The organism is Enterococcus sulfureus ATCC 49903, from assembly GCF_000407605.1.
GTDB lineage: Bacteria > Bacillota > Bacilli > Lactobacillales > Enterococcaceae > Enterococcus_G > Enterococcus_G sulfureus.
In genome coordinates, this window is record NZ_ASWO01000007.1 from 217,912 (window position 1) to 230,805 (window position 12,894).

The 12,894-nt window shown below is 37.1% G+C and carries 14 protein-coding genes; 1 reads left to right on the forward strand and 13 read right to left on the reverse strand.

Annotated elements, in window-relative coordinates; genetic code table 11:
* Positions 1 to 43: 43 nt before the first annotated feature.
* Positions 44 to 1,477 (reverse strand): 6-phospho-beta-glucosidase, encoded by a 1,434-nt coding sequence (locus tag I573_RS11025; protein ID WP_016186301.1) that lies wholly within the window; start codon positions 1,475 to 1,477, stop codon positions 44 to 46.
* Between the two features lie 138 nt (positions 1,478 to 1,615).
* On the opposite strand from I573_RS11025, the gene I573_RS11030 reads away from it, so the two are divergent.
* Positions 1,616 to 2,311: a GntR family transcriptional regulator gene (locus tag I573_RS11030; protein ID WP_016186300.1), complete on the forward strand. Its 696-nt coding sequence runs from the start codon at positions 1,616 to 1,618 to the stop codon at positions 2,309 to 2,311.
* A 46-nt stretch (positions 2,312 to 2,357) separates the two neighbouring features.
* On the opposite strand, the gene I573_RS11035 is transcribed toward I573_RS11030, so the two are convergent.
* The 12 genes from I573_RS11035 to trmB form a co-directional block, all read right to left on the reverse strand.
* Positions 2,358 to 4,337 (reverse strand): PTS sugar transporter subunit IIABC, encoded by a 1,980-nt coding sequence (locus I573_RS11035; protein WP_016186299.1) that lies wholly within the window; start codon positions 4,335 to 4,337, stop codon positions 2,358 to 2,360.
* A gap of 158 nt (positions 4,338 to 4,495) precedes the next feature.
* Positions 4,496 to 5,677: an acetate/propionate family kinase gene (locus I573_RS11040; protein ID WP_016186298.1), complete on the reverse strand. Its 1,182-nt coding sequence runs from the start codon at positions 5,675 to 5,677 to the stop codon at positions 4,496 to 4,498.
* 46 nt (positions 5,678 to 5,723) lie between these two features.
* Positions 5,724 to 6,740, reverse strand: coding sequence for a class I SAM-dependent methyltransferase (locus tag I573_RS11045; protein ID WP_016186297.1), 1,017 nt, complete (start codon positions 6,738 to 6,740; stop codon positions 5,724 to 5,726).
* A gap of 187 nt (positions 6,741 to 6,927) precedes the next feature.
* Positions 6,928 to 7,263 (reverse strand): competence type IV pilus minor pilin ComGG, encoded by a 336-nt coding sequence (gene comGG / locus I573_RS11050; protein ID WP_016186296.1) that lies wholly within the window; start codon positions 7,261 to 7,263, stop codon positions 6,928 to 6,930.
* Positions 7,250 to 7,723, reverse strand: coding sequence for a ComGF family competence protein (locus I573_RS11055; RefSeq protein ID WP_016186295.1), 474 nt, complete (start codon positions 7,721 to 7,723; stop codon positions 7,250 to 7,252). The genes comGG and I573_RS11055 overlap by 14 nt, the downstream gene beginning before the upstream one ends.
* Before the next feature lie 147 nt (positions 7,724 to 7,870).
* Positions 7,871 to 8,989 (reverse strand): IS200/IS605 family element RNA-guided endonuclease TnpB, encoded by a 1,119-nt coding sequence (tnpB, locus tag I573_RS11060; protein WP_016252712.1) that lies wholly within the window; start codon positions 8,987 to 8,989, stop codon positions 7,871 to 7,873.
* A gap of 520 nt (positions 8,990 to 9,509) precedes the next feature.
* Complete coding sequence (locus I573_RS11065) at positions 9,510 to 9,704, reverse strand: hypothetical protein (RefSeq protein ID WP_016186292.1); 195 nt, start codon at positions 9,702 to 9,704, stop codon at positions 9,510 to 9,512.
* On the reverse strand, positions 9,685 to 10,104 hold the full coding sequence (gene comGD / locus I573_RS11070) for a competence type IV pilus minor pilin ComGD (protein ID WP_016186291.1): 420 nt from the start codon (positions 10,102 to 10,104) through the stop codon (positions 9,685 to 9,687). Before comGD ends, I573_RS11065 begins: the two co-directional genes overlap by 20 nt.
* The gene (locus I573_RS11075; RefSeq protein WP_016186290.1) at positions 10,101 to 10,298 is read right to left on the reverse strand and encodes a type II secretion system protein; all 198 of its coding nucleotides are present in this window, start codon (positions 10,296 to 10,298) and stop codon (positions 10,101 to 10,103) included. Before I573_RS11075 ends, comGD begins: the two co-directional genes overlap by 4 nt.
* Complete coding sequence (gene comGB / locus I573_RS11080) at positions 10,295 to 11,305, reverse strand: competence type IV pilus assembly protein ComGB (RefSeq protein ID WP_016186289.1); 1,011 nt, start codon at positions 11,303 to 11,305, stop codon at positions 10,295 to 10,297. Before comGB ends, I573_RS11075 begins: the two co-directional genes overlap by 4 nt.
* On the reverse strand, positions 11,302 to 12,150 hold the full coding sequence (comGA, locus tag I573_RS11085; RefSeq protein ID WP_016186288.1) for a competence type IV pilus ATPase ComGA: 849 nt from the start codon (positions 12,148 to 12,150) through the stop codon (positions 11,302 to 11,304). Before comGA ends, comGB begins: the two co-directional genes overlap by 4 nt.
* 59 nt (positions 12,151 to 12,209) lie before the next feature.
* Positions 12,210 to 12,863, reverse strand: coding sequence for a tRNA (guanosine(46)-N7)-methyltransferase TrmB (trmB, locus tag I573_RS11090; protein ID WP_016186287.1), 654 nt, complete (start codon positions 12,861 to 12,863; stop codon positions 12,210 to 12,212).
* Between the last annotated feature and the right edge of the window lie 31 nt (positions 12,864 to 12,894).

A 12,894-nucleotide genomic window follows, 5' to 3' on the forward strand; every position in this document is an offset into this window, starting at 1 on the left:
GAAGACAAAAAAACGCGTAGAAACTCCTTCTACGCGTCGTCTTTTACTTAAGTGTATCTCCATTTGATGCGATAACGTCTTTATACCATGCAAATGAATCTTTCTTGTATCGTGTCATAGAGCCGTTTCCTTCATTATCACGGTCCACATAGATCATACCATAGCGTTTTTTCATTTCACCAGTAGTAAATGAGACTAGATCGATAATTCCCCATGGTGTATAGCCTAATAAGTCAACACCATCGTAATCTACAGCTTTCGTTAAAGCTTCGATATGTGCAGTTAAATAATCGATACGTGCTTGATCATGAACTTGACCGTCTTCTAATTTATCAATAGCACCAAAGCCATTTTCTACGATAAATAACGGCAACTGGTAACGATCATATAATCGGTTCAAGCTATAGCGTAACCCTTCTGGATCAATCGCCCAGCCCCAATCACTTGATTTGATATAAGGATTTTCAACGCCATTTGGTAGTCCACCATTGACAACATTATTATCTACCGTATTTTCAGCGTCTGCTTTGACAACCGTCGACATATAATAACTAAATCCGATGTAATCTACTGTTCCTTCTTTTAACACCGCTAAATCTTCTAAACGAATATCTAACTCATATCCTTCACGTTCAAATTCTTTTAATGCATAGTTTGGATATTCTCCACGAACATGAACATCAGCAAAGAAGAATCGTTGACGATTTGCTTCTTCAGCTGCCATAATATCAGCTGGATTACAAGAATAAGGATAAATCGGAACATGAGATACCATACATCCAATTTGAAATTCTGGATTGATAGCGCGACCAATCATGACCGCTTTAGCACTTGCTACTAATTCGTTATGCGCGACTTGATACATGACTTCTTTAGCATTTTCATCGTCTTCTACCATTACACCAGAATTGGTCCATAAAAAGATTGGGTTGTGTACATCCATTTGATTATTGATTTCATTGAATGTCATCCAATATTTTACTTTATCTTGATAACGTTCAAATACAACTTCAGCAAATTTTGCAAAGAAATCAATCACTTTACGATTTCTAAATCCGCCATACTCGCGAGCTAAATGGAGTGGCATCTCAAAATGTGACAAGGTAATTACAGGTTCGATCCCGTATTTTAATAATTCATCAAAAACATCATCATAAAATTTTAGACCTGCTTCATTTGGTGTGGCTTCATCACCTTTTGGAAAAATTCGACTCCAAGCAATCGATGTACGTAAGCATTTTAATCCCATTTCAGCAAATAGTGCAATATCTTCTTTATAGTGATGATAAAAATCGATTGCTTCATGATTAGGATAAAATTTATCTGTTTCGATTTCTTCTGTAATCTCACGTGCTACACCATGAGCTCCTGCTGTCATCACGTCGACAACGCTTGGTCCTTTCCCATCAGCATTCCATCCACCTTCAAATTGATGTGCGGCTAGAGCGCCACCCCATAAAAAATTTTTTTGTACCATGTCTATTCCTCCTTATTGTAAACGTTTGATTTACTTATATCATAAATTATACCCATACAATAAGTCAAATATTGTTTGGGTATAATTTTATTATTTTTTTTGCTACACTTAGATTAAATTCAAAATGGAGGAAAAGAGATGCCAAAATATGTAGAAATCGCTCAAGATATCGAGCAACGTATCAAAGCGCAAGATCTCTTGCAAGGAACGAAATTAGCAAATATCACTGCACTTGCTTCGCAGTATAGTGTAAGTAAAAATACGATTTTAAAAACACTACAACTTTTAGAAGAACGTGGTAGTATTTATCAAGTTCAAGGTAGCGGAATTTTTGTTCGCAGGAAAAAACGTCGAGGATACATCAGTTTAATTCAAAATAGAGGCTTTACCGATGATTTAAAAGCTGCCGATGAGACGTCAAAAGTAATTACATTAGAGACAATTTCGGCAACTGAGGAGATCGCAACGAACTTGCAATGTACGATCGGTGATCCGGTTTATTTCGTTGAACGGGTGCATGCTATTCGAGGACAGGTATTTTGTTTTGAACAGTCTTATTACAATCAAGAAATCGTCACGTTTTTAAATCGAGCCATTGCAGAAGATTCGATTTTTGATTATTTAGAAAAAGGACTGAATCTTCAAATTGGATTTTCAGATAAATATTTAAAAGTAGCTCGTGTAAAAAAAGAAATTGCTGAATTTCTAGAGCTCTCGGCTAAAGATCCCGTTTTATTTATCGAAGAACTTTATTATACTGCGTCGGGGAGACCTTTTGATTTTTCAAAAAATTATTACCATCCTGACTATTCTCAATTTTTCATTCAAAGCTAAATCCCCGTCTGTTTGCTCGAAATTCGAACAAACAGACAGGGATTTTTTATTGACCTAGATGACGTTTTTCAGGTGCTTGTTTAGCATGTAGTCCATCTTCTTCTTTATACCCAAATAAATAAGTCAAAGTAAAAGCTGCTACGATGGTAATCGCAGATACGATCCAAAAATACAAGAAATTATTCGGATCTGTTTTACTTGCAAATGATGGGAATCCAATCAAAGAACCTGTAAAGCCAAACATATCGACTTTTAATAATCCATTGACCAATCCACCAATGGCTGCTCCGATACTTGCAGTTATAAATACACGGCCGTATTTTAAATTGACCCCATACATCGCAGGCTCGGTAATTCCACAAAATGCTGAAATTGCAGCGGAAGCAGATAATCCTTTAAGATTTTCATTATGACGTGTTTTCACGTATACAGCTAGAGCGCCCGCGCCTTGAGCAATCATGGTCACAGATACGATTCCATTTAAAACCGAATGCCCTCCTGGAACAGATAATTGTGCCGAAATAATTGGAATCACTGCCCAATGTAAACCAAAAATAACTAATACTTGATAAAAACCACCAATAATCAAGCCAGATAGTGGCAAACTTAAATGAAGAAGGGCTTGTAACCCATTTGAAATCCCAGTTGAAATCAATGTAATGATCGGACCTACTACGATTAATACGGTCATTCCAACTAAAAAGATCTCCACTAACGGCGTAAAGATCATTCTCAAAACGACCGGCATCCAACTTTTGATCCATGGTTCAAGTTTCGCTGCCATCCACGCTGCAAAAATCATTGGAAAAATCGAATACGTATACTGTGGAATATGAATCGGGATACCTAGAAAGTTTGAATTGATTCCCATTCCCAAAATATGGGATGAAAATTTACCTGTTGCATAGATTTGTACAAGCGAAGGATAGATCAAAAAAGCACCAATAATGGCGACAACGACTGGATTGGATCCAAGTTTTTGAGCAGCTGTAAAGCCGACTAATACTGGTAGAAAATAAAAGGTTGCATCGCCCATCGCACTAATGATGACATACGTTTGAGAACTGGTCGATACGCCACCCCACGTGGTTAAAATCGTTAAAATCCCTTTTAACATCCCGCTAGCGGCAAGTAATCCTACAACTGGCATCATTGATCCGGTAATGGTGCCGATCAAATTGGATGCACCAAATTTTGTTTTTGCCCATAGACCGTGTTGGTCTTTAAAAGACACTTTCGACTGTGTTTCAGATTCAGAGCTAAAACCTTCTCCCAACTGCGCAATGGCTTCATTGAAAACATCCTCAACTGTTTGCCCAATAACCACTTGATATTGACCACCTGCTCGAGCTACATCGATTACACCTGGAATTTTTCGAATAGCCTCATCCTGTGGAATCGATTCGTCTTTTAAATAAAAACGCAGTCTCGTAATACAGTGGATGAGTTGATTGATATTTTCTTTGCCGCCTACTGCTTTTAAAACCATTCGTGCAGTCTTGGCATATTGATTTTTATCAAGTGATCCATCAGTTGATATTGAGTTTGTTTCAGCAATTGCTTTCATGGTTAATGTGGCCACTGTTTCACCCGCATGAGCCTCGCGACTCGTTTTAACACCAAAAATATCGACCATGGTTTGTGTATTCGTAATCGCCACAATAATCGTTGTATCTTTTCCTGCCGCCTTCACTTTTTCTAAATCGACTGTCGCCAATAACGCGCCAGCTTGGATTTCGTCACCTTTTGACACATTGATTTCAAATGGGATTCCGTTTAGATCGACCGTATCGATCCCCATATGGATCAATACTTCAATGCCTTCTTTGGTTTTTATGCCAATTGCATGCTTGGTTTCTGCAATCAACATGATCACACCACTTACTGGTGATACGATCTTGCCATCGATTGGGACAACACCATACCCTTCTCCCATCGTTTTTTGTGAAAAAATAGGATCTGCCACTTGTTCCATCGGCAATAACTGACCAGTAACTGGCGATAAAAATTGTAAGACTTCAGTCATCTAAATCTCCTCCTTAAAGTGATTCCGCTTACATTTTATATATCTTTAGTTTACGCCCATTCCGATGATTTTTCCTATGAATATCCTACTATTATCCCGAACATTTTTGTAAGAAAAAAGATCCCCTTCCTAAACGTAGGAAGGAGATCTTTTTATCTTTAACGTAGTGCTTCTACGTCACGTGCAATCATTAATTCTTCGTCTGTTGGAATTAATAATACTTTGACTTTAGAATCTTCAGTTGAAATCACGTGTTCACCAAATTTGGCATTTTGTTCTGGGTCTAATTCAGCACCAAACCAAGTCAAGCCGTCCATAATTTCAGAGCGCACGATAGCAGAATTCTCACCGATTCCCGCTGTGAAGACAATCGCGTCTACACCGTTCATTACAGCTGCGTAACTTCCGATATATTTGCGTACACGGTCATAAAAGACATCTAGAGCTACACGTACATCTTCTTTGTCTTTGTTGTCTTGTAAATCACGCATATCGCTAGATAATCCGCCTGTTAGACCTAAAAGACCTGATTTTTTATTTAAGATAGAAACCATTTCATCGATATCGATATCTAATTTATGCATCAAGTAAGGTAAGATCGCAGCATCTAGATCACCTGAACGAGTGCCCATTGTGATTCCAGCTAGTGGTGTGAAGCCCATTGATGTATCCACAGATTTTCCACCGTCAACCGCTGTGATTGACCCACCATTACCTAAATGACAAGTGATGATTTTCAACTCTTCAACAGGTTTGCCTAGCATTTCTGCTGCACGTTGAGAAACGTATAAATGGCTTGTTCCATGTGCACCATATTTACGTACTTTGTAGTCATTGTAATACTCGATTGGTAAGCTATATAAGTAAGCTGGTTTTGGCATTGTAGCATGGAAAGCTGTATCAAATACGGCTACACTGATAATTTCTGGTAATAAGTGTTTAAATGCTTTAATTCCCATCAAGTTTGCTGGGTTGTGTAATGGAGCAAAATCTGCTAATTCTTCAATTTTTTCCATTACGTCGTCTGTAATCACAACAGAACGATCGAAGTATTCTCCACCATGAACCACGCGGTGTCCCACACCTGTGATTTCATCGTAAGAACCTAAAATATTTAAGTCGATCAATTGATCCAATAACATTTTTACAGCCACTTCGTGATCTGGAATATCAATGATCACTTCATATTTTTCGCCTTCACCATGTTTGATTGTAAAGATTGAATCGTTCATTCCAATACGTTCTACGATTCCTTTAGCGATTACTGTTTCTTCTGGCATTGTATATAATTGCCATTTTAAACTTGAACTACCTGCATTAATTGCAATTGTTTTTGACATCGATTTTCCTCATTTCTATATTTTCACTCTATTTGATAGTATCAAATTAGAGGATATCTTGTTCTTGTTTCCATTCTTCAAATTGTTTAAAGAATGATGCAACACTTTCTGGATTTTTCAATGTTGCTAATTTCGCTACTAAGACTTCTTTTGCTTGAACTGCATGTTCCCCATGATTTTGCACAAGTAAAATACTTTTTCGTGCAGATTCATGTTTAAACAAATCATCTGGTAACTGGATAATCCCTTGCATATACACACGTTCTTTAAACCATGTTTTCAATGCGTCACTTTGTTCAGATTCTAAAAAGTTAGATGGGATTAAAAACAAGCCAAAGCCTGCTTCTTTCACATAATTCATACTTTGTTCCATTAAAAGATGATGCGCATAAGAATGTTCATCTGAAACACCAGTAATGAAATTTTGTGCTTTTTCATCATTCGGGTAATACCCAATTGGTAAATCAGAAAAAGCGATATCCATTGGTTCGATCAATAATTCTTGTAATCCATCTTGATGAAAGAGTTGAACAGAAGATTCGATCCATTCGGTATTAGCCGCGGCGATTTCAAGTAACGTCTCATCGTTATCCACACCAATTCCTAGAACATTGGTGTACTTTGCTAAACGTAAATTGGCAATAGCGGTCAACAATAGATTTCCCATTCCAACCGTTAAATCCAATAAACGCAAGGATTGATCTTTTTGTGGTGCCAATTGTTCGATCAAATAAACAAACAAAAATCCAATCCCATCTGGAGTAAGCTGATGATTAGGTTGTAAAGGTTCTGTTTGCATTCCTTTTAATAGTAACAATTGAACTAATTTGCGCTTTTCTTCAGCTGTTAACTCATACTGCGCCAAACGATCGTAAATTTCTTGCAATTGTTGCGCAATTTCTTTTTCTGGCACACCGTCGATCACCCGAACTTGATATGAATCGATCATATTTTCGATATGTTCGATATACGCGTCATAAAAGGAACTTTTTAACGCATTTTGCATAAGCTGAACTGCTTGAAGTTGTAATTCAAAAAGTTCTTCCATTTTTTCTGGAGACATTGTACACCTCTCTTTATCACTATAACACTACAATTCCCTGTATAATTCTAGCCGATTTATCCAAAATAATCAACCAACTTCCCCTACTTCGAACAGAAAAGTAAAGAGTGTTATAAATAGATATCTAAATTTCAACGAAAAAGAAGATAGTCCAGATTTCTGTACTATCTTTTACTTCAAGCTGTATTCATTTTTCGTTCATGACCTGATATCTTCGGTATAATTTTTGTTTCGATGTATACACTTCGTAGATAATCTTTTCTGAATCGATTTTATAACGAATCTTCCCGACATTGTACTCGATCGTTTGATAATTCGGATTGACAGGTTGTGTACGAATCTCACTTAAATACCGATTTAAAAAGAGTTCTCCCATAATCCGTAATGTATAATATTCTGTCATCTCTTCTTTTGCACTAGATGTGTAACGAACGCTTTTAACCATGATCATAAATAGGCTCATCAACAAGGCCAATCCAACCAATACCGTTACGATAGTCGATCCTTTTTTAGTCGAATCCACGTGCGACCACTCCCATTTTCTTTTGCCCATCTTTAAACGTAATATAGAGCTTGACATATCTTGGAAAAATTTCATATACGCAACTGCCCACACTCGTTAAGATAATATTGGTTCCACCATTGATTGAATAATTCAACCATCCCTCGTTTCCAATTTTTAACGTGATCGGTTTCCAGACTTGGTCTTTGATTGGCGTTGTAAACGAATAGGGATCTTCTAGGCTATCAAAACGCAAACTGCCTTGTTCGATACGTACTCGTTTGGAATACATCATTTGCTGTTCTAATTGAGCTAAAAAAATCCCCCACTCTTGCTCACGTGTTTCATCTAATTTCAGTGTCATGATTTTTCCATATTGTAAAGCACTCGTAATCAAAAAGACACAAGTCAAACTGATCGATAAAGTAAGCAAGACATCAATCATCGTGGTGGCGTTACTTTTCGTAAATTTCAAGTACATTTGCCCCCTTCTTGATATAGGCTCGTGTTTTTGAGACCGTCATCTCACTTGTATCAATCATTTGACGACGTAAACTGTTCTCCTGACACTCCACACGACTAAAGTCATGGGGTTCTTAGGTAATACACCCTAACGGGCGCAAATTGACTAAGCTATCCCCGAAAGTCCTTCGGTTTTAATATTTATGCTTGCATTAATATCTCTGTCATGAAGTGTTCCACAATTTGAACATATCCATTCACGAATATTTAGCTCTTTTTTGCCGTCATTGTGACCACAAGAAGAACAAAGCTGTGAACTTGGAAAAAAGCGGTCAACTTTAACTAAAGTACGACCTTTCCACTGGCATTTATAGTCTAATTGTCGAACGAATTCACTCCAAGATACATCTGAAATTGACTTCGCTAATTTATGATTTTTAACCAACCCTTTTACATTCAACTCTTCAACACAAATGATTTGGTTCTCATCAGTTAGTCGTGAAGAAAGTTTATGTAAAAAATCCATACGTTGGTTGGCAATTTTCTCATGGATACGTGCCACTTTTACTTTTTGTTTTTGGTAGTTACGACACTCATCTAATTTTCGATTGTGCTGTTTCGCAACTTCTAAACGTTTAGAAAGTTTTCGTTGTTCACGTATCAACCGTTGTTCAAGAGAACGATAAAATCGTTTACTGTCGATTTTTTCTCCTGCGGATGTGATACAGAAATGAGTTAAGCCTAAATCTAATCCAATACTATCTGTTACAGGTTCTTTTAAAACATTCTCTGTTTCCACTAAGAATGTCGCAAAGTATTTCCCTGATTTTGATTGACTGATCGTGACGTTCATTAATTTACCTTTGAAACGTAATTCTTCTGCCATCTTGACCCAACCTACTTTAGACACATAAAAGTAACGACCGTTGACTTTCATGCCTACGGCAGTTCGATAGGACTTCTTAGAATATTTTTTACTCTTGAATTTAGGAAATCCAAATTTAGAGTTGAACGTATTTTTGTACGCTTTATTCAAATCCATATTTACTTGACTTAGAGGTTGTGCTTCAATTTCTTTCAACCAAGCAAATTCTTCTTGCTTTTTCAGTCCAGCATAGGTCAGTTTGTTTTCAATATATTCAGGATTTTCTTTTTTCTGCTTGTAGTTGGTAATTCGCTGGTCGAGTAAAAAATTCCAGTAGAATCGGACACAACCAAAAGTTTTTTGAATTTGGATTTCCTGTCTTGAATTCGGATAGATTCTGATTTTATGGGCTTTTTTCATATCTGTACACCTCCTTGCTGTATACCCTAAGTATACTAAAATCGGTGTGAGAATCCTAAATGTAAGCATAAATATTAACCCTTATTTTGACTTTATCATGTAGAGTTTGTTCACACAGGTTCGCTAATCCCCATGCAGTTCTCTGATGAACTTCTTGCACTTTCATGCAAGCACAGACTATATCTTATCCTTCAACTTTACTTGTTCAGGCGAAACCACTTCCACACGCTTGTGTGTACTTCCCTCAAGAGGAATAGTCGTTGAACCTTCCTATTTCTAGGCTTGGCTGCTGATTTTCGATTGTATGGGCACGTAGGATTTAACCTTATGCTATCTAACGAATTTTTTCTGTTTTCACCACGTTCACGCTTGGGTTTATTATCCCTACGTTGTCGTTTCGTTAGCTTTACGAGTTCCCAGCAATTCAGTTTCTTCATTGGACAATACGAGTATTTGTATTGCCTCTAAATGCAAGTTTCCCTACATTCTTACAGTACGTCTACGGGCTATCATCCCACCATTAAAATAGTGGGTTTTCTCGCCCGCAAATTCTATAAAGCGTTTGACTCAGGGCTTGTTTTTCCGACATCTGTTCTTGATATAAAAAAATCGTGTGATAGCCTTCTAATAAAAGCAAGAGACAACTCGTTAAAATAAATAATGCCACGCAGGCCTCTAAAAAGAAGAAAGCTTGTTTAGTTGATCGATTTTTCATAATCTCCTCTCCCTAATTTAAAGGTATACGATACATATTGATTAGAAGGCAGTAAAAAACGAATCGTCGACGTGCTATTACTGGTTCCAGTACGCTGAATAAACTTTATCGAAATTTGTTCACTAACTGCATAGGAAACACCTTTAGGATATACTAAGAAACTCTCTTTTTGATAATAAAAATGAACATACTGCTTACTCACTGTAAATTTCGCTTCATCGCTAGACAATACGGCTCGTTGATGATGTAGTTTCACTATTTTTTCAAATTCAGTCAAAAAACGGTACGCGTCGATCATTTCTTTGGCTTCCTTCGCCGCATGGATTGGTAGTATCAAAAATAATAAAATCAAAACTAGACTTATACAGACTTCAACTATCGTAAAGCCAGTTTTTTTCATTCTCCTTTTTTCAAAGGAAACGTCCCAATTTCTTTATAACTTTTATCCAATTCAGATGAGATCGTAGTTTTGTTTTCATTTGCGTCTTTTGCTCTTGTAATCATCCCAGGTAATAACACCATCATTAATGCACCGATCACTACTAGTACAATTAAGATCTCAATCAACGTAAATGCTTTTTTCTTTTTTTTCATAAAAAATCTCCTCCCATATTTTGGTAAAGCGGGATAAACATCGCCGCATAGATACTAATGACTAACGCTGCAACTAATAAAAATAAAATTGGTTGTAGCCAATGAAAAAAACGTTCCAAGCGCTCCGAAAAATTTTGTAAAGATAAGCGACTATAAAGGAGTAACTCATCGCCTAAGCGTCCTGCTTGTTCACCTTGATAAATAATGACGGCTAACTCTGGGGCTAAAAAAGGATACTGATCGATCATTTGAGCAAAACTCTCTCCTTTGGTAAAGCGTTGCTCCATTTGTTTTGCAATTTCATACATCAATGTCCTATTGGATAAACGCAACATACAAGCGACAATTTGCTTGCTTTCTAGTCCTTGTTTATATAAATTCCCCCACTCTAATGTAAAATAACTCGTTTGGTACAAGCGATAGAATGTCCCAAAAATAGGGAGTTTACTGAACCAAACTGCTTGTTGCAGTGGACTATGCACCCGTTTGCTATAGCGAAGTCCCAAAACAATCATTCCTATTATCAATGTGCTTATCCCCAAATAAATCGGGAGTTGTAAAATAAATCTCACCCCCCAATATCCCGATTCCAATAATCCTGCAGCGAGTAATTGAGGGAGTAAATACTGGCGCAATACAAGAAGAACAAAACAAATAATAATCAATAAAAATGTAGGGTACACACTAGCCTTACGAAAGAGAACCAGTTGTTTTTCACGTTGGGTTCGTTGATTGACCACCGTGCGTAACGTCGAAGCTAGATTTCCATGCATCAGAGCAAATTCGATCTGTGTGACTTCTTTTTCACTACATCCTAATTGACGGAACGCTTCTGCAATAGAAGCCCCTTTACTTAAACCTTTCGTAAATTGAATAAAGATCGCATTTGAAATTTGCTGGCTTCGTTGCATAATTTGAATACTCTCTTTGAGTTCAAATCCATTCTCAAGCAATAACGTCAATGAAAATAAAAATCGTTTGATTTGAGATTGTTTCGGCTGTTTCATAATCGATCCGGCTTTACTATCGCATAATCTAGTTTTAAATCTGTTCCTTTAAATTGCTGATACACGATCCCAACTACAGTATTGTCGATTTCCCATTGACTACATCCTAATTCAAGCAATCGTGTGATGGTTTCGGTCGTACTTTTAGCATGAATCGTCGCAAAAACTTGATGTCCCGTTAATGCAGCACGAATCGCGGCTTTAGCCGTTAGATAGTCTCTAATCTCACCAATAATCAATAGATCTGGACGATGACGCAAAGCCAACTTGATTAATTCATCATATGTTTGATCAATTTTTTCATTAATTTGTAGTTGTAAAAATGTCGCGTGTTCAATTTCTACTGGATCTTCAATCGTGATCACTTGACCTCTAACTTGTTGAGCTAAATGGTACATCAGTGTAGTTTTCCCTGAACCAGTTGCCCCACTGAATAAAAAAAGCCCTGTTTGCTGTTGAACTTGTTCTAAAAGCTGATGATATGCCGCGTGCTGACTGTAACTAACTGATTTTTGCGGGGTCAAAAAACGAATGACTAATGATTCTAAACCTTGATAATCACCTACTGTGGATAATCGTAAACGAATGACTTGTTGATCCACTAAGTAACTGATCGCACCCAACTGTGCTTTACGCGTTTCGCCAATATCCATTGCACCCAGATATTTAAACCGTGCAATCAACTGTTGGGTGATTTGAGTGGAATATGTCGCGTATTGCGTAACCTGTTGATGCATTCGAATTTTGACTATGCCTTCTTTAGGACTAAGATAAACATAAAGATCCTGAACCCCCTGTTGATATCCATAGCGAATCCATTCATTTGAGATTTCCTCTACTTCCACTAGCTAACCTCCTTTCTTACTAGATACGCAAAAAAATAGGACGAGGAAAATTCCTCATCCTATTTTTCTTCTTTAGTTTTAAAGTAAGCTTCTACACGATAAATCGGTTGCCCTTTTGCTGAAAACTTTTGCTCGTATTCTGTCATAACATTTCCTTCATAAGTCGAAGCATGTAAATCTAGCCATACTTTTTTCAAGATCATGCCATATTGAGAAAAACTAGCTAGTGAGTATTCAAATAACCCTCTATTATCTGTTTTAAAATGGATTTCACCATTGGGTTTTAAAATCACTTCATCTACAGCTAAAAATTCTTTGGAAGTTAAGCGACGTTTTTCGTGACGTGTTTTAGGCCAAGGATCTGAAAAATTCAAATAAATCTGATCCACTTCTCCTTTAGCAAAATAATTCGTCAATGCAGACCCATCTACGTGTAAAAGTTGTACGTTTGGCAGTTCTTGCTCTAATACCTTATCAAGTGCAAATGAAACCACGCTAACTTGCATGTCGATTCCAATATAGTTGATTTCAGGATGAGCCTTCGCCATTCCAGTAATAAATTGTCCTTTTCCCATTCCAATTTCGATATGGATTGGATGGTCATTTCCAAAGCGTTCTGCCCATTTCCCTTTGAATATTTCCGGTTCTGATACTACATACTGTGGATTTTCAGCCAACATTTCTTCAGCACCCGTTCGTTTTCTAACGCGCATCGTTAAAATCTCCTCTAATTCTTTTTTTTCT

Coding starts and splice junctions, on each gene's coding strand:
- I573_RS11035 (WP_016186299.1), bottom strand. CDS start 4,337: ATGACTGAAGTCTTACAATTTTTATCGCCAGTTACTGGTCAGTTATTG.
- comGB (WP_016186289.1), bottom strand. CDS start 11,305: ATGAAACAGCCGAAACAATCTCAAATCAAACGATTTTTATTTTCATTG.
- tnpB (WP_016252712.1), bottom strand. CDS start 8,989: ATGAAAAAAGCCCATAAAATCAGAATCTATCCGAATTCAAGACAGGAA.
- trmB (WP_016186287.1), bottom strand. CDS start 12,863: ATGCGCGTTAGAAAACGAACGGGTGCTGAAGAAATGTTGGCTGAAAAT.
- I573_RS11045 (WP_016186297.1), bottom strand. CDS start 6,740: ATGTCTCCAGAAAAAATGGAAGAACTTTTTGAATTACAACTTCAAGCA.
- I573_RS11065 (WP_016186292.1), bottom strand. CDS start 9,704: ATGAAAAATCGATCAACTAAACAAGCTTTCTTCTTTTTAGAGGCCTGC.
- I573_RS11025 (WP_016186301.1), bottom strand. CDS start 1,477: ATGGTACAAAAAAATTTTTTATGGGGTGGCGCTCTAGCCGCACATCAA.
- I573_RS11075 (WP_016186290.1), bottom strand. CDS start 10,298: ATGAAAAAAAAGAAAAAAGCATTTACGTTGATTGAGATCTTAATTGTA.
- I573_RS11030 (WP_016186300.1), top strand. CDS start 1,616: ATGCCAAAATATGTAGAAATCGCTCAAGATATCGAGCAACGTATCAAA.
- I573_RS11040 (WP_016186298.1), bottom strand. CDS start 5,677: ATGTCAAAAACAATTGCAATTAATGCAGGTAGTTCAAGTTTAAAATGG.
- I573_RS11055 (WP_016186295.1), bottom strand. CDS start 7,723: ATGTACTTGAAATTTACGAAAAGTAACGCCACCACGATGATTGATGTC.
- comGD (WP_016186291.1), bottom strand. CDS start 10,104: ATGAAAAAAACTGGCTTTACGATAGTTGAAGTCTGTATAAGTCTAGTT.